At 72.8% G+C, this 19,432-nt stretch carries 16 protein-coding genes; 10 read left to right on the forward strand and 6 right to left on the reverse strand.

From position 1 onward, the window contains the following. Positions 1 to 80 precede the first annotated feature (80 nt). The 6 genes from ABT295_RS10065 to ABT295_RS10090 form a co-directional block, all read right to left on the reverse strand. Positions 81 to 1,250, reverse strand: coding sequence for an acyl-CoA dehydrogenase family protein (locus ABT295_RS10065; protein ID WP_352394212.1), 1,170 nt, complete (start codon positions 1,248 to 1,250; stop codon positions 81 to 83). Continuing rightward, the gene (locus ABT295_RS10070) at positions 1,250 to 2,464 is read right to left on the reverse strand and encodes an acyl-CoA dehydrogenase family protein (protein ID WP_352394213.1); all 1,215 of its coding nucleotides are present in this window, start codon (positions 2,462 to 2,464) and stop codon (positions 1,250 to 1,252) included. Before ABT295_RS10070 ends, ABT295_RS10065 begins: the two co-directional genes overlap by 1 nt. Before the next feature lies 1 nt (position 2,465). Next, positions 2,466 to 3,500: a phosphotransferase family protein gene (locus ABT295_RS10075; protein ID WP_352394214.1), complete on the reverse strand. Its 1,035-nt coding sequence runs from the start codon at positions 3,498 to 3,500 to the stop codon at positions 2,466 to 2,468. A 1-nt stretch (position 3,501) separates the two neighbouring features. Further along, positions 3,502 to 4,284: a 3-oxoacyl-ACP reductase FabG gene (gene fabG, locus ABT295_RS10080; protein WP_352394215.1), complete on the reverse strand. Its 783-nt coding sequence runs from the start codon at positions 4,282 to 4,284 to the stop codon at positions 3,502 to 3,504. Further along, positions 4,281 to 5,069 carry an SDR family oxidoreductase gene (locus ABT295_RS10085; RefSeq protein WP_352394216.1) on the reverse strand — a complete coding sequence of 263 codons (789 nt, stop codon included), beginning with the start codon at positions 5,067 to 5,069 and terminating at the stop codon, positions 4,281 to 4,283. Before ABT295_RS10085 ends, fabG begins: the two co-directional genes overlap by 4 nt. Before the next feature lie 168 nt (positions 5,070 to 5,237). Continuing rightward, a complete protein-coding gene (locus ABT295_RS10090) occupies positions 5,238 to 6,248 on the reverse strand; it encodes an alpha/beta hydrolase (protein WP_352394217.1) in 1,011 nt (336 codons plus the stop codon). Positions 6,249 to 6,468: 220 nt separating this feature from the next. Here ABT295_RS10090 and ABT295_RS10095 point away from each other — a divergent pair, with 220 nt between their 5' ends. The 10 genes from ABT295_RS10095 to ABT295_RS10140 all read left to right on the forward strand — a co-directional run bounded on the left by ABT295_RS10095 (position 6,469) and on the right by ABT295_RS10140 (position 19,359). Continuing rightward, positions 6,469 to 8,025: an ATP-dependent DNA ligase gene (locus ABT295_RS10095; protein WP_352394218.1), complete on the forward strand. Its 1,557-nt coding sequence runs from the start codon at positions 6,469 to 6,471 to the stop codon at positions 8,023 to 8,025. A gap of 200 nt (positions 8,026 to 8,225) precedes the next feature. Next, positions 8,226 to 10,067, forward strand: coding sequence for a glycoside hydrolase family 3 protein (locus ABT295_RS10100; RefSeq protein ID WP_352394219.1), 1,842 nt, complete (start codon positions 8,226 to 8,228; stop codon positions 10,065 to 10,067). 14 nt (positions 10,068 to 10,081) lie between these two features. Then, entirely contained in the window at positions 10,082 to 11,428 is a 1,347-nt protein-coding gene (locus tag ABT295_RS10105) for an exo-beta-N-acetylmuramidase NamZ family protein (protein WP_352394220.1), read from the forward strand. 43 nt (positions 11,429 to 11,471) lie between these two features. Then, positions 11,472 to 13,202 (forward strand): serine hydrolase domain-containing protein, encoded by a 1,731-nt coding sequence (locus ABT295_RS10110; RefSeq protein WP_352394221.1) that lies wholly within the window; start codon positions 11,472 to 11,474, stop codon positions 13,200 to 13,202. Positions 13,203 to 13,206: 4 nt separating this feature from the next. After that, a complete protein-coding gene (locus tag ABT295_RS10115; protein ID WP_352394222.1) occupies positions 13,207 to 14,106 on the forward strand; it encodes a MurR/RpiR family transcriptional regulator in 900 nt (299 codons plus the stop codon). A 72-nt stretch (positions 14,107 to 14,178) separates the two neighbouring features. Beyond that, positions 14,179 to 15,114 carry an N-acetylmuramic acid 6-phosphate etherase gene (locus ABT295_RS10120; protein WP_352394223.1) on the forward strand — a complete coding sequence of 312 codons (936 nt, stop codon included), beginning with the start codon at positions 14,179 to 14,181 and terminating at the stop codon, positions 15,112 to 15,114. A 154-nt stretch (positions 15,115 to 15,268) separates the two neighbouring features. Continuing rightward, positions 15,269 to 16,591, forward strand: a complete 1,323-nt coding sequence (locus ABT295_RS10125; protein WP_352394224.1) for an ABC transporter substrate-binding protein — start codon at positions 15,269 to 15,271, stop codon at positions 16,589 to 16,591. Positions 16,592 to 16,613: 22 nt separating this feature from the next. After that, positions 16,614 to 17,513 (forward strand): carbohydrate ABC transporter permease, encoded by a 900-nt coding sequence (locus ABT295_RS10130; protein WP_345506222.1) that lies wholly within the window; start codon positions 16,614 to 16,616, stop codon positions 17,511 to 17,513. After that, positions 17,510 to 18,418, forward strand: coding sequence for a carbohydrate ABC transporter permease (locus ABT295_RS10135; RefSeq protein ID WP_352394225.1), 909 nt, complete (start codon positions 17,510 to 17,512; stop codon positions 18,416 to 18,418). Before ABT295_RS10130 ends, ABT295_RS10135 begins: the two co-directional genes overlap by 4 nt. Then, the gene (locus tag ABT295_RS10140; protein ID WP_352394226.1) at positions 18,415 to 19,359 is read left to right on the forward strand and encodes an N-acetylglucosamine kinase; all 945 of its coding nucleotides are present in this window, start codon (positions 18,415 to 18,417) and stop codon (positions 19,357 to 19,359) included. Before ABT295_RS10135 ends, ABT295_RS10140 begins: the two co-directional genes overlap by 4 nt. Positions 19,360 to 19,432: the final 73 nt, after the last annotated feature.

Genomic DNA, 19,432 nt, shown 5'->3' on the forward strand with positions numbered 1-19,432 from the left:
ATGGCGCACACCGGCACCCGCGTCCCAACGAAACGGACTTTTCGGGCACGCGTGTCGAGGGTGGCACCCGGCCGCGCGCCTCAGCCGAGGTGTCCGCGCACCGACGCGTGGCCCTTGAGCAGGTTGCGGGCGATGGTGCGGCGCTGGATCTCGTCGGTGCCCTCGTAGATGCGCAGCAGGCGCAGCTCGCGGTACCACCGCTCGACGGGCAGCTCACGGGTGTAGCCCATCCCGCCGTGCATCTGCAGCACGCGGTCGACGATCTCGTTGGCCTTGACCCCGCCGTAGAGCTTGGCCATCGACTGCGCCTGGCGCGAGTCGAGGCCGCGGTCGACCTGCCAGGCGGCCGTGAGCACGAGCCAGCGCAGCGCCTCGATCTCGACGGCCGAGTCGGCGACCATCCACTGGATGGCCTGGCGCTCGGCGATCGGCCGGCCGAACGTGACGCGGTTGCGGGCCCACTCCATGCCCATCTCGACGAGCCGCTCGCACGAGCCGAGCGCGCGGGCCGGCAGCATGTAGCGACCCTTGCCGATCCAGCGCATGGCGAGCTCGAAGCCCCTGCCCTCCTCGCCGAGGATCGCCGAGTGCGGCACGCGGACGTCGTCGAAGACGAGCGCCGCGGGGCCCCACTCCCCCATCGTGTCGATGGGGGTGCTCGTCCAGCCCCGGTCGCGATCGACGAGGAAGCACGTGACGCCCCCGTCGGCGCCCTTCTCCCGGTCGGTCACGGCGAAGACCATGACGAAGTCGGCCTCGTGGCCGCCGGTGATGAAGGTCTTCTCGCCGTTGATGACCCACTCGTCGCCCTCCCGCCGCGCGCTCGTGCGGATGGCCCGGGCGTCGGAGCCGGCGCCGGGCTCGGTGATCGCGAAGCACGACCTCCGCGTGCCCTCGATGGTCGGCACGAGGTAGGTCTCCTGCTGCTCCTCGGTGGCCGAGAAGAGGATGTTGTCGGCCTCGCCGGCGAAGCGGAACGGCACGAACGAGCGGCCGAGCTCGATCTCGATGAGCGCCGCGACGACGGCGCCCTGCCCCATGCCGCCGTGGCTCTCGGGCGTCTGGATGCCGAAGAAGCCCGAGGTGCGCGCCTTGTCCTGCAGGCCCTTCAGCCCCTCGGCCGTCAGGCCGCGCTCGCCGCGACGCTCGCGCTCGAGCACCTGCGGCTCGAGGGGCACGATCTCCTTGCGCACGAACGTGCGCACCCAGTCACGGATCTCGCGCTCCTCGGCGCTGAGGTCGAAGTCCATCAGGCGTGCCTCCTCAGCTCGGCCTTGGCCAGGGCGTTCTTGTGCACCTCGTCGGGACCGTCCGCGAAACGCAGGGTGCGGATGCCGGCGAAGGCGGCGGCGAGCTCGGTGTCCTGGCTGAGACCGGCCGCGCCGTGGGTCTGGATCGCCTTGTCGAGGATCCACTCGACGGTCTTCGGGGTCGCGATCTTGATGGCCTGGATCTCGGTGTGGGCACCCTTGTTGCCCACGGTGTCCATGAGCCAGGCGGTCTTGAGCACGAGCAGGCGCAGCTGCTCGATGCGCACGCGGGACTCCGCGATCCAGTCGCGCACGACGCCCTGCTCGGCGATCGGCCGGCCGAAGGCGACGCGCTCGGACGCGCGGCGGCACATGGCCTCGATGGCCACCTCGGCGAGCCCGATGGAGCGCATGCAGTGGTGGATGCGGCCGGGCCCGAGGCGCGCCTGGGCGATGGCGAAGCCGGTGCCCTCCTCGCCGATGAGGTTGCTCGCCGGCACCCGCACGTCGGTGAACCGCAGCTCGGCGTGGCCGCCGTGGTCGTGGTCGTCGTAGCCGAAGACCTCCATGCCGCGCACGACCTCGAGGCCGGGGGCGTCGCGCGGCACGAGGACCATCGACTGCTGGCGGTGCCGGTCGGCGTCGGGGTCGGTCTTGCCCATGACGATAAGGACCTCGCACTCGGGGTTCATCGCCCCGGTGATCCACCACTTGCGCCCGTTGATGACGTAGTCGTCGCCGTCACGCCGGATGCTCGTGCCGATGTTCGTGGCGTCGCTGCTCGCGACGTCGGGCTCGGTCATCGCGAACGCGGAGCGGATCTCGCCGCGCAGCAGGGGCTTCAGCCACCGCTCCTGCTGCTCGGCCGTGCCGAACTGGGCGAGCACCTCCATGTTGCCGGTGTCGGGGGCCGCGCAGTTGAGCACGGCCGGGGCGAGGCGGATGGAGCGGCCGGTGATCTCGGCGAGCGGGGCGTACTGGAGGTTGCTCAGGCCCGCGCCGTGCTCGCCGGGGAGGAAGACGTTCCACAGCCCGAGGTCGCGGGCCTCCCGGCGGAGATCCTGCAGCACCGGGACGGAGCTCCAGGCCCACCGGTCGGGCAGCGCCGAGACCTGCTCGTCGAAGACCGGGAGGCTGGGGACGATGCGCTCGTCCATGAAGCCGAGCAGCGATCGGCGCAGCTCCTCGGTGCGGGCATCGAATCCGAAGTCCATGTCAGCTCTCCTTGAGCGCGGCGAGACCGGCCGTGACGAGAGGGACGGTCGCCTCGCCGATGCCGGCGAACCCACCGCCGACCGTCTGGCCCCGGGTGTGGCGGTAGTGGATGCCCTCGAGGATCACGGCGAGCTTGAAGTAGGCGAGCCCGAGGTGGAAGGCGAGGTGGCCGAGGTCGCGGCCGCTCGCGTCGGCATACCGGCGGCGCAGCTCGGGGCCGCCGAGGAAGCCGGGTGCGCGGGAGACGTCGGACACTGCGACGGTGTCCATGAGCAGCGGCAGCCGCTGGTAGGCCTCGAGGAGCGCGACGTCGGTGAGCGGGTCGCCGAGCGTCGCCATCTCCCAGTCGAGCACGGCCGACACCTCGTCGTCGGCCGTGACGAGCAGGTTGTCGAGGCGGAAGTCGCCGTGGACGATCGTCGGGTCACCTTGTGCCGGAACGGAACCCGCGAGGCGTTCGTGCAGCTCGTCGATGCCCGGCAGGTCGCGGCTGCGCGAGGCGTCGAGCTGCTGCTTCCAGCGGCGCACCTGGCGCTCGAGGAAGCCCTCGGGTCGGCCGAAGTCGGCCAGCCCCACCGAGGCGGGGTCGACCGCGTGGAGCGCGACGAGCGTGTCGACCATGCGCTCGCTGATGTCGCGCACCCGCTCGGCCCCTAGGGGCGCGAGCTGCGCCTCGAAGCGGAACGGCGTGCCGGCGACGCGCTCCATGACGTAGAACGGGGCGCCGACGACGTCGGGGTCCTCGCAGACGGCATACGTCACGGGGACGGGCACCGCGGTGTCGCGCAGGGCAGTGATGACGCGGTGCTCGCGCACCATGTCGTGGGCCGTGGCGAGCACGTGGCCCAGGGGCGGGCGGCGCACGATGACGGTGCTCGTGCCGTCGCCCACCTCGTAGGTGAGGTTGGACTTGCCGCCCGCCACGACCCGCCCGGCCAGCGGCCCGTCGAGCAGCCCGGGGGCCTCGCGGTCGAGGAACCCCCGGAGCGCGTCGAGCGGCAGTCCCGGCGGGTCGGTGCGGTCGGCGTCCGTCACGTCAGTCCTTCGGCCCGCCGGCGACGTAGACGACCTGGCCGGAGACGAACCCGGCCTCGTCGCGCACGAGAAAGGACGCGGTCGCCGCGATGTCCTCGGGCTGCCCGACGCGCGCGACGGGGATCTCCTTGGCCGCGCCCTCGAGGAACTGCTCGAAGGTGATGCCCATGCGCTCGGCGGTCTGCCGGGTCATGTCGGTGGCGATGAAGCCGGGCGCGATGGCGTTGGCCGTGACACCGAACTTGCCGAGCTCGATGGCGAGGGTCTTCGTGAAGCCCTGCAGCCCGGCCTTGGCGGCGGAGTAGTTCGCCTGGCCGCGGTTGCCGAGGGCGGAGGTGGAGCTGAGGTTGACGATGCGGCCGAACTTCGCGTCGATCATGTGCTTCTGGGTCGCGCGGGTCATGAGGAACGAGCCGCGCAGGTGGACGTTCATGACGGCGTCCCAGTCGTCGGCGCTCATCTTGAAGAGCATGTTGTCGCGGATGATGCCGGCGTTGTTGACGAGCACCGTCGGGGCGCCGAGCTCGGCGGCCACGCGGTCGACGGCGGCCTGGACGCCGGCCTCGTCGGAGACGTCGACACCCACGGCGAGACCCTTGCCGCCCGCGGCCTCGATCTCGGACACGACTGCGGCACAGGCCGACTCGTCGAGGTCGAGGACGGCCACGGCATACCCGTCGGACGCCAGGCGCTTGGCGACCGCGGCGCCGATGCCGCGCGCGGCTCCCGTGACGATCGCGGTGCGCTGGGACGTCGTGTCGGGCGTGGTGGGCTGGTCGGTCATGCGTTCTCCTCGTGGGTGGTACCGGTCTGGTGGTCGAGCTTCTGCTGGAGCCGGTTCATGCCGGCGAGCCAGGCGTCGGGGTGCGCGGCGCGCTGCACGGCGTAGTCGTGGACCTCGGGGTGGGGCAGGACGAAGAAGTCGTCGGTCGACAGGGCCTGCCACGCGGCCTCGGCGACGTCGTCGGCGCTGACCGTGGCGTCGCGGGTCAGCAGGTCGCGCAAGGGACCCGACTCGTCGAGCATGCGCGTCTGCACGCCCTGGGGGCAGATCGCCTGCACGACGACGCCGCGGTGCCGGTAGGTCGCGCTCAGCCACTCGGCGAACGCGACGGCGCCGTGCTTGGTCACCGCGTAGGGCGCGTCGCCGAGCATCGTCAGCAGCCCGGCCGCCGAGGCCGTGACGACGAGGCGCCCGCCTCCGGACTCGAGCCAGCGCGGCACGAGGTGGCGCGCGGCGCGCACGTGCGCGAGGACGTTCGTCTCGAGCGCCCGGCTCCACTCGGCGTCGTCGGCGTCGAGCCCCTTGAGCGTGCCGATGCCGGCGTTGGCGAAGAAGACGTCGACGTGACCGAGGTGGGCGTGGGCCGTGTCGACGAGGTGGCGCACGCCCGCGTCGGTCGACGTGTCGCCGGGCACGGCGAGCGCCCCGGTCTCGTGGGCGACGACCTCCAGCTCGTCGGCGTCGAGGTCGGCGACGACGACCCGCCACCCCTCGCGGCCCAGGCGGGTCGCGATGGCACGGCCGATCCCCCGGGCGGCCCCGGTGACGACGGCGGTGTCGGGCATGCCAGCTCCTCGCGGTTGACTAAGCGCTTGCTTACCTTGACGACAAAGCCCCCTCCACGTCAAGTGCCCCAACCGTCGAGAGGCCACCCTTTGCGGGTCCCCTACCGTCGAGAGGCCACCCTTTGCGGGTCCGCCACCGTCGAGAGGCCGGGGTTCGCGTCGACGCCCTCAGCGGGTGACGCGCTCGATGAACGCCACCGCCCGGTCGAGGGCCTCACGACCGTCCGCCCCGTCGAGGTCGAACTGGAACTCGTGCCCGAGCCGCGGCTCGTGGGCGTCGTCGAAGAGCAACGTGTCGTGGTCGACGCCGTGCCGGTCGAGTGTCTCCACCAGGGCGACCGTGTGCGGGAGGAGCGGGTCGCCGTTGCCGGCCGACACGAAGGTCGGCGGGAACGACGGCGTGACGTGGACCGGAATCGACCCCTGTCGCGTCGTGCGGTCGTCGTGTCGTCGGCCCGAACCGAGGTAGGACCAGACGGCCGTCTCGATGAGCCAGCTGCCGAGCCGGGTCGACCCGCGCGCGAGCCTGAAGTCGTACGCCCCGCAGAAGAGCACGAGACCCTTGAGCGCGTCGGTGGGCAGGTCCACGTCGATGCCGACGTCCTTCGCGTATGCCGTGTCGCCCACGAGGAGCGCGACCTGCGCCGCGATCTGGGCTCCGGCCGAGTCGCCCGCGAGGACGATGCGGCCCGGGTCGACGCCGAGCCGGTCGGCGTGGTCGAGCAGGTGGGCAAGCGCGGCGGCGACCTGCTCGACAGGCCGGGGGTAGCGGGAGCCGGGCGCGACGGAGTAATCCACCCCGACCGTCGTGAAACCGCGCGCGGCCAGCACACGCAGGTAGTTGGCGACGTCGTTCTTCGAGCCGGACACGAAGGCGCCGCCGTGCACCCAGACGACGGTGGGAAGGGGCTCCTCCCGAGACGGACGGAAGACGTCGAGCCTCCCGTCGGGCGACGCGATGTCGTAGGCCTCGTCGACGACCTCGACGAGGTCGCCGGGGACGTGCTTCTCCAGGCCGGCGCTCGCCCGTGCCGCGCCGCGGTCGAAGACGGCCCGCACGAGCAGCGCCGACGGCCACGGCGTGGTCCTGGCCGTCACGACCAGCGCGCCGACAGCGGTGGCCGTACCCAGTCCGACCCGGCGTGCGAGACCGCGGGCTCGGTCGACGATCGCTGCCATGTCGCGAATCTAGTCCGGCGACCCACGAACGGTGGCCTCTCGACGGTGGCGCACCCGCCAACGGTGGCCCCTCGACGGCGGCGCAACCGCAAACGGTGGCCCCTCGACGGTGGCGCACCCGCAAACGGTGGCCTCTCGACGGTGGCGCACCCGCAAACGGTGGCCTTTCGACGGTGGAGGGGAGGGTTGGGATGTGGGTGGCAGCGGGCAGGATCAGGGCATGGAGCTCTCCGACGTCGTCGCCACCTCGCACTCCGTCGCCGCCACGTCCTCGCGCACCGCGAAGGTCGAGGCCCTCGCCGCCTGCCTGCGCAGCGCGGCCGACAGCGGGCCCGACGTCGTCGAGGTCGTCACGGCGCACCTGTCCGGGGTGCTGCCCCAGCGCCGCATCGGCGTCAGCTGGCGCGGCCTGCGCGACCTCCCACCCCCGGCCGACACCTCGACGCTCACGGTCGAGGAGGTGGACGCGGCGGCCACCGCCATCGCGGCGATCGGCGGTGCGGGGTCGGGCGCCGCCCGGGCGTCGGCCGTGCGCGACCTCTTCGCGCGCGCCACGGCCGACGAGCAGGCGTGGCTCCGCGGCCTCATCACCGGCGAGACCCGCCAGGGCGCCGGCGACGGCGTCATGCTCCAGGCGATCGCCAGGGCGGCCGACGTGCCCGACGCCGCCGTCCGCCGTGCCGTCATGCTCGCGGGCTTCGCCGGGCCCGTCGCGCGGGCCGCCCTCACCGGCGGCGTGGAGGCCCTCGAGGCCCTGACCCTCGAGGTCGGCCGGCCCTTGCGCCCCATGCTGGCGGGCTCCGCCCCGGACGTCGCCGCCGCGCTCACGACGCTGGGCGGCGAGGTGGTCGTCGAGACCAAGCTCGACGGCATCCGGCTGCAGGCGCACGTCGACAACCGCACGACACCGGGCACCGTGCGCCTCTTCACCCGCACGCTCGAGGAGGTGACCGAACGGATGCCGGAGATCACCGAGGCGCTCGCGGCGCTCCCGGTGCAGACGCTCGTCCTCGACGGGGAGGTCATCGCGCTCGCCGCGGACGGGCGGCCGCAGCCGTTCCAGGTGACGGGCGCCCGCACGGCGAGCAGCGCCGACGTGGACACGCTGCGTCGGGACGTGCCGCTGACGCCGTTCTTCTTCGACCTGCTCCACCTCGACGGCGAGGACCTCCTCGACGCGCCGGCGCGCACCCGCTGGGAGCGGCTCGCGGCCACGGTGCCGCCCGCGTGGCGCGTGCCGCGCGAGCTCACCGACGACCCCGAGCGCGCCCGGCAGTTCTTCACCGACCTCGTCGCGGCCGGTCACGAGGGCGTCGTCGTCAAGGACCCCGAGCTGCCGTATGCCGCCGGACGCCGCGGCCCCGGGTGGGTCAAGGTCAAGCCCCGCCACACCCTCGACCTCGTCGTGCTCGCCGTCGAGTGGGGCAGCGGCCGCCGGAAGGGGTGGCTGTCCAACATCCACCTCGGGGCGCGCGACGCCGAGACGGGCGAGCTCGTCATGCTCGGCAAGACGTTCAAGGGGATGACCGACGAGATGCTCGCGTGGCAGACCGAGCGCTTCACCGAGCTCGCCGAGGGCCCCGTCGACCGCAGCGAGTGGGTGGTGCGGCTGCGGCCCGAGCAGGTCGTCGAGATCGCCTTCGACGGCGTGCAGCGCTCGAGCCGCTACCCCGGGGGCATGGCGCTGCGCTTCGCCCGGGTGCTGCGCTACCGCGACGACAAGCCGGTGACGGAGATCGACACCGTGCAGACCGTGCGGTCGCTCGCCGGCTGGTGAGGTCACGCGCGGTCGGCCTCCTGTCGCGGTGACGGCCGGACGGGCGCACCGCCTGACGCACGGCCCTGACGCTCGGCCACGTCGCACAGCCCTGTCGCCCAGGAGATCGGCGGGCGCTATCTGTTGCCTACGTCCGAGTACGTAGGTAAGTTCCGGTCGGACGACACACTGCGTGAATTCTTCACATCCCTGGAGGCACCATGTCCACGTCCGACCTCTCCCGCCGCTCCGTCCTGGCCGGCAGCCTCGCCGCAGCCGCGGTGGGCGCGACCGCGACCGGCGCGAGCGCCACCGGGGGCGACGCCGGGGGCGCGGGCCACCCGGCTTCGCACGGCTCCAAGGGCCGCGAGCACGCCTGGGTCACCTCGACGATCCGACGGATGACCCTGGAGGAGAAGGTCGGCCAGCTGTTCGTCCAGAACGTCTACGGCTCCGACGCCACGACCCCCGACGACCGGAACCTGCCGCTCTACGGCGTCGCAAGCCCGGCCGAGGTCGTGCGCAAGTACCACCTGGGCGGCGTCATCTACTTCGCCTGGACCGACAGCGTGCGCGACCCCGACCAGATCGTCGGACTCTCCAACGGACTCCAGAAGGCGGCGCTCACCCAGCGGAGCAAGGTCCGTGTGCCCCTGTCCATCTCGACCGACCAGGAGCAGGGCGTCGTCACCCGGATCGGCCCGCCCGCCACGCAGTTCCCGGGCTCGATGGCCCTGGGTGCCGGCCGGAGCGCCGCCGACGCGCGCACGGCCGCGGCCATCACCGGGCGCGAGCTGCTCGCGATGGGCGTCAACACGAACTTCGCGCCCGACTGCGACGTCAACGTCAACCCGCTCAACCCCGTCATCGGCACGCGGTCGTTCTCGTCACGCCCCGACCTCGCGGCGCAGCTCGCGGCCGCGCAGGTCGCCGGCTACCAGCGCGACGGCGGGGTCGCCTCCTCGGCGAAGCACTTCCCCGGCCACGGCGACACGGCGACCGACAGCCACGTGGCCTTCCCGGTCATCACGCACACGCGTGAGCAGTGGGAGACGATCGACGCCCCGCCGTTCCGCGCCGCGATCCGCGAGCAGATCGACATGATCATGACGGCCCACCTGTCGTTCCCGGCGCTCGACGACTCCGGCGACCCGGCCACGCTGAGCCACCCCATCCTCACCGGCCTGCTCCGCGAGGAGCTGGGCTACGAGGGCGTCGTCATCACCGACTCCCTCGCCATGCAGGGCGTGCGCGACCTGTACGGCGACGCCGAGGTCGCCGTCCGGGCCCTGCTCGCCGGCGTCGACCAGCTGCTCATGACCCCCGCGATGGACGACGCGTACGCCGCCGTCATCGAGGCCGTGCGCACGCGCCGCCTCAGCACCCGGGCCCTCGACGAGAAGGTGGCGCGCGTGCTCCACCTCAAGTACCGCCGCGGCATGGTGGCCCGTCCGTTCGCCGACCCGCGGGCGGTCGCGCGGACCGTCGGCACCCCGCGCAACCTCGCGGCGGCGGCGTCCGTGACCGACCGCACGACCACGGTGGTCAAAAACGACGACGCCGTGCTGCCCTTCGCCCCGAAGGACAGGAAGGTCCTGGTCACCGGCTACGGCGCGACGACGACCGCGACGCTCGCGGCCGCCCTGGGCGCGCAGGGCGCGACGACGACGACCGTCGAGACCGGCACCTCCCCGACCGACGCCACCGTGTCCCGAGCCGTCGCCGCGGCGGCCGGCCAGGACCTCGTCGTCGTGACGACGATGAAGGCCTGGGACACCTCGGTGACGGACCCGAAGGGCGGTCAGCAGAAGCTCGTCAAGGCCCTGCTCGCCTCCGGCACGCCGGTCGTCGTCGTGGCCGTGCGCGACCCCTACGACATCGCCCACCTCACCGACGCCCCGACCTACGTCGCGACCTACTCCTACAGCCCCGTCGCGATCGAGGCCGCCGCCCGCATCCTCACCGGGGCGTCCACGCCGACGGCGACCCTTCCGGTCGACATCCCGGCCGCCGGCGACCCCGGCTCGATCCTCTACCCGTTCGGCCACGGCCTCACCTACTGACCCGGAGACGACGCATGACGAACCTCAACCGCAGACAGCTCTTCGCCGCCGGAGCGGCCGGCACCGTCGGGGCCGTAGCCACCGCCGCGTCGGCCAGCGCGGGCGACGACCACGGTGGGCCCGGCGGTCCCGGCAAGCCGGGCGGCGGGGGACGTCCGCCGCACGGTGCGACCCTGCTCACCGGTGCGCAGCGCGCGGCCGCCTCGGGCTGGAAGGTCCTCGCGGGGCAGAAGGTCGGCGTCATCACGAACCCGACCGGCATCCTGACGAACCTGCGGACCGTCGTCGACGAGATGCACGAGTCGGGGGCCGTCGACATCGTCGGCGTCTTCGGCCCCGAGCACGGCTTCCGCGGCACGGCGCAGGCCGGCGACTCCGAGGGCACCCACACCGACCCGCGCACCGGCCTCACCGTCTACGACGCCTACGGCGCGGGCGTCGAGAAGATGACGACGATGTTCCGCACGGCCGGTGTCGAGACCGTCGTCTTCGACATCCAGGACGTCGGCGCGCGGTTCTACACCTACATCTGGACCATGTACACGGCGATGCGCGCAGCGGTCGCCGTCGACGCCCGGTTCGTCGTGCTCGACCGGCCCAACCCGGTCGGCGGCACGGCCCGCGGCCCGATGATGACGACGCCGTGGACCTCCGGCGTCGGCGCCAAGGAGATCGTCCAGGCGCACGGCATGACCGTCGGCGAGCTGGCCCGCTACTTCGACGGAGAGTTCCTCCCGGCCGACGCAGGGGAACGGCTGGGAGAGCTCTCCGTCGTCGAGGTGACGGGCTGGTCTCGCAGCACCCCCTTCGCCGAGACCGACCTGCCCTGGGTGACGCCGAGCCCCAACATGCCGACGCCCGACACGGCGCTCGTCTACCCCGGCACCGGCATGTTCGAGGGCACGAACCTCTCGGAGGGCCGCGGCACGACTCGACCCTTCGAGCTCATCGGCGCACCGTACGTCGACTACCGCTGGGCCGAGGCGCTCGCCGCGCTCGACCTGCCGGGCGTCATGTTCCGCGAGGCCTACTTCACGCCGACCTTCAGCAAGCACACCGGAGTCGTGTGCGGTGGCGTGCAGCTGCACGTCACCGACGCCCGCCGCTTCGACCCCATCCGGTCGGCCGTCGAGATGCTCGTCGCGGCCAAGCGGCTCTACCCCGACTTCGCCTGGCGCTACGACAGCTACGACCCGGCGCGGCCGTACTGGATCGACAAACTGACCGGCTCGCAGCGCCTGCGCACCCAGATCTCGGCCGGCGCCGACGGCGACGAGGTCGTCGGTGCGTGGCGGCGCGAGCTCGCCGCCTTCGACGCGCGCCGGCGTCCGTACCTGCTCTACCGCGGCGCCACCCGCTGACCCCCCCTCCCCGTCCCCCGCTGCGGCACCCTTCAGGAGTGACATGCGCCTGCGCACCCTCGTCCCGGCCCTCGGCAGCCTCGTCCTCGTGGGCGGCCTCATGAGCGCCGCGCCCGCCACCGCCGACGACTTCGACGACCCCCACGCGGGGTTCGCGTCGCCGCGCACGGTGCTGCGCGACGCCGCGCCCGCCCGGGTCGGCCTCGACCCGGCACCGATCGCGGAGGCCGTCGAACGGATCCACGCCCACGAGCAGGCCCCGGCCGGCGGGCACCCCCTCTTCGCGGGCGCCGTCGGCATCATGGGCCACGACGGGCGCATCGTCGAGCGCGACGCGAGCGGCTGGGCCCTCAGGTATGCCGACGCGACGACCGAGCTCCCCCGTGACGCCTGGGTGCCCATGCGCACCGACACGATCTTCGACCTCGCCTCGATGTCGAAGCTGTTCACCTCGATCGCCGTCGTGCAGCTCGTCGAGGAGGGCCGGGTCTCGCTCGAGAGCCCGGTCGCGGCATACCTGCCCGAGTTCGCCGCGGGCGGGAAGGAGGCGGTGACCGTGCGTCAGCTGCTGACGCACACCTCCGGCTTCACCTCGTGGCTGCCGCTCTGGAGCAGGTGGCCCGACAAGGCCGCGCGGATCAAGGCGGTCATGGACCAGCCCCTGACCAACGCTCCGGGCACGACGTACCTCTACAGCGACCTCAACCTCATCACGCTCGGCGTCATGGTCGAGCGGCTGCGCGGCGAGTCGCTCGACCGCGTCGTGCACGACCGCATCACGGCGCCCCTGCGCATGACCGACACGGGCTACAACCCGATCGCGGTCGAGCGCACCGCCGCCACCGAGTTCCAGACGGCACCCCCGCGCGGCATGGTGCGCGGCGAGGTGCACGACGAGAACGCCTGGTCGCTCGGCGGGGTCGCGGGGCACGCGGGGGTCTTCTCGACGGTCGACGACCTCGCCGTGCTCTCGCAGGCGCTGCTCAACGGGGGCACCTACCGGGGCCATCGCATCCTCCAGCGCTCGAGCGTCGAGCAGCTCATCACGAACTTCAACGAGGCCTTCCCCGGCGACGCCCACGGCCTCGGCTTCGAGCTCGACCAGCGGTGGTACATGGATGCCCTCTCCGGGCCGCGCACCGCCGGGCACACGGGCTACACCGGCACCTCGATCGTCATCGACTTCGACAGCCGCTCCTTCGCCATCCTGCTGACCAACCGCGTGCACCCTTCCCGCGACTGGGGATCGGTCAACGGCACGCGACGCGAGTGGGCCCACGGGCTCGCCACCGCGATGCCCGTGCGCCCGCGGCACGGCCGTACGTCCTGGTACGCCGGTGGTTCCGACGCGACGACCGCGACCCTCACGACCCGCCCCCTCGCGGTCGACGCCCGCGGCGCCCGGCTCGGCTTCGACCTCTTCGTCGACACGGAGGAGACCGACCTGCTGCACCTCGAGCGCTCGACGGACGGCGGCGCGACGTGGGTGTCGTTGCCCTTCACGCTCAAGGACCGCGGCACCACGCGGACGACGGACGGCACCGTCGCCGGGTCCGGCACCCGACGCTGGACGGAGGCGCGGGCCGCCCTCGCGGCAGGCACCCAGCTCGTGCGCTGGCGCCTCACGACCGACGCGGCATACCTCGGCCGTGGGGTGCTCGTCGACGGCATCCGCGTCACCGGGCACCGCGGACCGCTGCTCGACGCGGAGCGACACCCCGAGTCGCTCACGGCGGATGGGTGGCGGCCGACGGGCCGCGACGCCGTAGCGTAGGGCCATGCCCAAGACCGAGGACGGAGCACCGGCCCCCGCCGCCGCGGTGAGCACCTCGCTGCTCATCCGGCTCCGGGGCATCAAGCCCTCGCTGTCGCCCGCCGAGGACCGCGTGGCCGACATCGTGCTCGCCGACGCGCGGCGGGCGGCCGGACTGACCATCAGCGAGCTCGCCGCAGCGGCGCGCACGTCCGAGACCACGGTGCTGCGCTTCTGCCGGCGGCTCGGCCTGCCCGGCTACCCGCGGCTGCGGCTCGCGCTCGCCGAGGAGTCGGCCCACCCGCGCACGCTCGTGCGGGGCGGCACGGACATCAGCGCGAGCGACACGATCGACGACATCATCGCCAAGGTCGCCTTCACCGACTCGAGCGCGGTCGAGGAGACCGCCCAGCAGCTCGACCGAGAGGCGCTCGCGGCGGCGGCCGCGGCCATCGCCAAGGCCGGTCGCGTCGACGTCTACGGGGTGGCCGCGAGCGCGGTCGTCGGCACCGACCTGCAGCAGAAGCTGCACCGCATCGGCATCGTCGCCTTCGCCTGGAACGACCCGCACCTCGCCCTGACGAGCGCCACGCTGCTCGGGGCGGGCGACGTCGCCATCGGCATCTCGCACTCCGGCACGACGACCGAGACGATCGAGGCGCTCGCCGCCGCCCGCTCGACGGGCGCCAAGACCCTCGCGATCACGAACTTCCCGCTCTCCCGGCTCGCCGAGGGCGTCGACTTCCTGCTCACGACGGCCGCGCGAGAGACGAGCCTGCGCTCGGGCGCCACGGCGAGCCGCATCGCCGCCCTCACCGTGGTCGACTGCCTCTACATCGCGGTCGCCCAGCGCAACCTGCGCCGCGTCCGCAAGGCCGTGGCCGAGACGCGCGAGGCCGTGGCCGGCCACCACGTCACCGACTGACCGCCGGGACTCGATCGATGTTACTCATTTACACCATTGACGCTGACTGCGTAGGAAACTAACCTCACTCGGGTGAGTAGCGAGGTGACCGTGGACGCCCCCACCGAGGAGCGCCATCCGGGGACGATGTCGATCGACACCCACCCGTCGCTCGACATCCTCCGTGCGCTCAACGCCGAGGACGCCACCGTCGCCGGCGCCGTGAGCGCCGTGCTGCCCGAGCTGGCCCTCCTCGTCGACCGGGCCGTCGAGTCCCTGCGCGACGGCGGCGCGGTGCACTACTTCGGCGCCGGCACCTCGGGCCGCCTGGCCGTGCTCGACGCCGCCGAGCTGCGGCCGACGTTCAACGCCCCGGCGGGACTCGTCGTCGCCCACCACGCGGGCGGACCGGCCGCGCTGCTCCAGGCCGTCGAGAACGTCGAGGACGACGTCGACCTCGGCCGCTCCGAGGCCGGCGTGCTCCACCGGGGTGACGTCGCCATCGGCCTCACCGCCTCGGGACGCACCCCCTTCGTGGCCGGCGCGCTCGCCCGTGCGCGTGAGGTCGGCGCCGTGACCGCCCTCGTCACCGCCAACCCGCACGCCGAGCTCGCCCCGCTCGCCGACCACCTCCTCGCCGCCGACACCGGCCCCGAGGCGCTCACCGGGTCGACCCGGCTCAAGGCCGGCACGGCGCAGAAGCTCATCCTCAACTCGTTCTCGACCGCCGTGATGATCCGCCTCGGCCGCACGTGGAGCAACCTCATGGTCGACGTCGTCGCGACGAACGCCAAGCTGCGGGGCCGCGTCGTGCGCATCCTGCAGGAGGCCACCGGGGCGAGCGCCGAGCAGGCGCGCCGCGCCCTCGACGACGCCGACGGCGAGCTCAAGCCCGCGCTCCTGTCGATGCTCGCCGGGGTCGACGCCGCGAGCGCCCGCCGCGCCATCGCCGACCACGACGGCTCGGTCGCGCAGGCCCTCGTCGTGCTGGGCGGACCCGTCACGGCCGGTCCGGCCCGGATCCACTGAGCCCGCGCCACGGCCCCGCCCTCCTCGCTCTCCCCAGCACCCACCGCCAGCACCCACCGCCAGCACCCATCGCCAGCACCATTCGACCCGCCACCCGACCCACCACCTGCGAGCCACCACCCGGCACGCCGCAGCACCGACAGGAGCACCACCCATGACGTCCTCACGCCCCGCCGGCTCGTCGCGTCTCACCCGCCGCACGGTCCTCACGATCGCCGCTCTCACGGGCACGCTCGCCGTGACGGCCTGCTCGCCCTCCTCGTCGGGCTCCTCGGGCAGCGGCGACGGCGGGAGCGGCGACGTCACCCTGTCGGTGTGGTCGTGGCGCGTCGAGGACGAGGCCGCCTACAAGAAGATCTTCGCGGCCTACGAGAAGGCCCACCCCGGCGTCACGGTCGACTTCAAGGCCTTCAAGGCGACGGAGTACAACAAGATCCTCGCGACCGGCCTCGCTGGCTCGAGCGGCCCCGACGTGCCGCAGGTGCGCTCCTACGGCCAGCTCCAGGGCACCGTCGCCGCGAAGTCGCTCCTGCCGCTCGACGGCAAGGTCGACCTCACCGGCTGGGACGAGAACGTCGTCGCGAGCGCCAAGGGCAAGGAGGACGGCAAGACCTACTCGGTGCCCCTCGCCCGCCAGACCGTGCAGATGTTCTACAACCAGGGCCTCTTCGACAAGAACGGCATCGCCGCGCCGAAGACGTGGGACGAGTTCATCGCCGCCAACGACAAGCTCATGTCGGCCGGCGTGACGCCGATCGCCGTCGGCGCCAAGGACGACTGGACCCTGCCGATCGTGCACGAGGTGCTCGCCGGTGCCCGCTTCGGCGGCAAGGCCTTCCAGGACGAGGTGCTCTCGGGCAAGACGTCGTTCACCGACCCCGACTGGGTCGACTCGGTCAAGGTCGTGGGCGACCTCGAGAAGTACATGCCGAAGAACGTCACGGGCGTGGCCCAGACCGACGCCCAGACGCTCTTCTCGGCCGAGAAGGCCGCGATGATCCCGGGCGGCTCCTTCGACCTGTCGGTGCTGCAGAAGGCGAACCCGGCCATGAAGATCGGCATCTTCCAGGTGCCGCCGGCCCCGGGCTCCCCGAGCGGCTCCGCCGCCACCACGGCAGGATGGGCCGATGGCAACTTCGCCGTCAGCGCCAAGTCGAAGCACCCGACCGAGGCCACGGAGCTCGTGAAGTGGATGACCTCCAAGGAGTTCGGCCAGATGGTGAACGACGACATCAAGCAGATCTCGGCCGTGCCGGGCGTCGACCCCAGCGACCCGCTGCTCAAGCAGATGAGCGACAACTACACGAACTCCGGCTCGCCCTACCTGCTGCTCACCGACTTCCGCTACGGCTCGCCGTCGGGCACCGATCTGCTCGGCAAGGGCCTGCAGGAGATGCTGCTCGGGTCCAAGGACGCCGGTGGCGTCAGCCAGGACCTCGACACCGGCATCAAGACCTGGTTCAAGCCGAGCGCCTGACGCTCGACCCGAAAGGCACAGCATGAGGCGCCGCACCGGCCTTGTCTTCGTCGCGCCCGCCCTCGCGCTCTTCGCGGTGTTCGTGCTCTACCCGATGGTGACGGCGTTCTCGTACGCCTTCTTCTCGTGGCAGGGCACGACCCGCGGAGCGTTCGCGGGGCTGGAGAACTTCGTGACGCTCTTCACCAAGGCCCCCTTCACGACCGACCTCCCGCGCGCGCTGCTGCACAACGTGCTCTTCTTCGTCGGCACGATGCTCATCCAGAACACGTTCGGGCTGGCCATCGCCTACCTGCTCTACAGCCGCCCGCGCAGCCGCCGGGTGCTGCAGACGCTCTACGCGATGCCCTACCTCGTCAGCCCCATCGTCATCGGCTACCTCTGGACGCTGCTGCTGTCGCCGACCTTCGGACCCGTCAACACGCTGCTGACGAAGGTCGGGCTCGAGTCGTGGGCACTGCCCTGGCTCGGCGACCCGAAGACGGCCATCTGGGTCGTCATCCTCGTCAGCGTCTGGCAGTGGATCGGCTTCCCCGTGCTGCTCTACGGCGCGGCCCTCGGCGGCGTGCCCGAGGAGCTGACCGAGGCCGCCCGCGTCGACGGTGCGACGAACCGCCAGGCGTTCTTCAAGATCACTCTGCCGCTCCTCGTGCCGGCCATCGGCACCGTCTCGGTGCTGACGTTCATCTTCGCCATGGAGGCGTTCGCGCTGCCGTACGCGTTCGGCGGGTCGACCGGCAACCCGGCCGGCGCGACGGACTTCGTCTCGCTGCTCTTCTACCGCACGGCCTTCGACTCGGGCGCGACCGATGCCATCGGCAGCTCGTCGGCCCTCGCGACGCTGCTCTTCCTCATCATCTTCGGCGGTGCGTACGCCGCCACGGCCGTCCTGCGCCGTCACGAGCGGAGGATCACCGCATGACCACGGTCATCGTGCCCACCGAGGCCGCCGAGCAGCCGGTCGCCCCGCGTCCGGCCACCCGCGGCCGCCGCCGCCCGCCCCGGGCCGGCGCTCCCGTCGGCGGTGCCGGCGCGAGCCTGCTCCTCTGGGGCTACGCGGCGCTCGCCCTCGTGCCGCTGCTGCTCATGCTGAGCAACAGCTTCCGCAGCAACGCCGACCTCATCACCGACCCGCTCGGCCTGCCGACCCCACCGACGACCGCGAGCTACGTCGAGGCCTGGACGACCGGCAACTTCGCGACGTACTTCGGCAACTCGCTCCTCGTCACGGTCGGCGCGGTCCTCATCTCGACGGCGGTGGCGACGATGGCCGCCTACGCGATCGCCCGCGGTCGCTCCCGGATCTTCCGCTGGCTCGAGGCGCTCTTCCTCTCCGGCCTCATGCTGCCGATCCACCTCGCGATCCTGCCGATCTTCTACCTCTTCGACGGCCTCGGGCTCATCGACTCCCGGCTCGGCCTCGTGCTCATGTACGCCGCGTCGGGCGTGCCGTTCTCGATCTTCGTGCTGACGACGTTCTTCCGGCAGCTGCCCGAGGAGCTCGAGGAGGCAGCGGCGCTCGACGGCGCGAGCCCGTGGCAGACCTTCACGCGGATCATGGTGCCCCTCGTGCGGCCCGCCCTCGCCACGGTGGCCGTCTTCCGCTTCGTGCCGATCTGGAACGACTTCCTCTTCCCCCTGGTGCTGCTGCGCAACGAGGAGAAGTACACCCTCCCCGTCGGGCTGACGAACTTCTTCGGCGAGAACGCGACGAACTACTCGGCCGTCTTCGCCGGGCTCGTCATCACGACGATCCCGCTCGTCGTCCTCTTCCTCGTGGCCACGAAGCAGATCGTGGCGGGCCTCACCGCCGGCATGGCCAAGTGACCGGCCCGCTCGTCGCCGTCGACGTCGGGGGCTCGGGCCTGCGCCTGCGCAAGGATGCCGGCACCCCCGGTCCCGTGCTCACCGCGCCGGGGGTGCGGGTCGGGGCGGGCGGCATCGACGTGCCGGCGCTCGTGCGCGACGCGCGGAGCCTGCTCGCCTCGGCCGAGGGCCACTCCGGCGCTACGGACCCGATTCGGCCGGACGTGCTCGTCTGGTCGACGCGCGGCCTGCTCTTCCTCGCCGACCGGGCCGCGGTGATGCGCACGGTGGCCGAGGGCCTGGGCGCCCGGTGCACCGTCGTCGTCAGCGACGCCGTCGCCGGGCTCGTCGGCGCGACGGGTCGCGTCGGCCCCGGCGCCGTCGTCGCGGCCGGCACCGGTGCGGTTGCCTTCGGCACCGACTTCGACCGCCGGTGGCGGCGCGTCGACGGGTGGGGCCACGTGCTCGGCGACGCCGGATCGGCGGCCACCCTCGGCATGGCGGGGCTGCGGGCCGCCCTGCGCGCCCACGACGGCCTCCCCGACGGCTCGCCGGTCCTGCTCGCCGCGGCCACCGACCTGCTCGGCCCGCCGGAGGGGTGGCCGCGCCTCGTCATGACGACCCCGGACGCCCCCGAGCGGCTCGCCTCGGTCGCACCCCTCGTCACGGCGGCCGCGGCCCACGACCCGGTCGCCCTCGCCCTCTGCACCCGGTCGGGCACCGACCTCGCCGATGCCCTGCTGCGCGCCGCCGAGGGCCTCGAGCAGCCGGTGCTCGCGGCCACCGGTGGCCTGCTCGCCGCGGCGCCGGTGGCCGCCGCGCTGGACGCCCGGCTCGCCGGGCACGGCGCCCACCGCTCCCCCGCCCGGGGCGGGGCGCTCGACGGCGCGCTCCTGCTCGCCCGGCAGCTGCGCGACACGGGCGCCCTGCCCGAGCACCCGGCATACCTGCTCGTCGGCTGACGCGCCGCGAACGGGTACGTCACGGGTCGGTCCCTCCACGGCCGGCGACGTCCGGAGGTGACCGCCCCTCACG

This window comes from Terrabacter sp. NPDC000476 (assembly GCF_040300125.1).
Classification (GTDB): domain Bacteria; phylum Actinomycetota; class Actinomycetes; order Actinomycetales; family Dermatophilaceae; genus Terrabacter.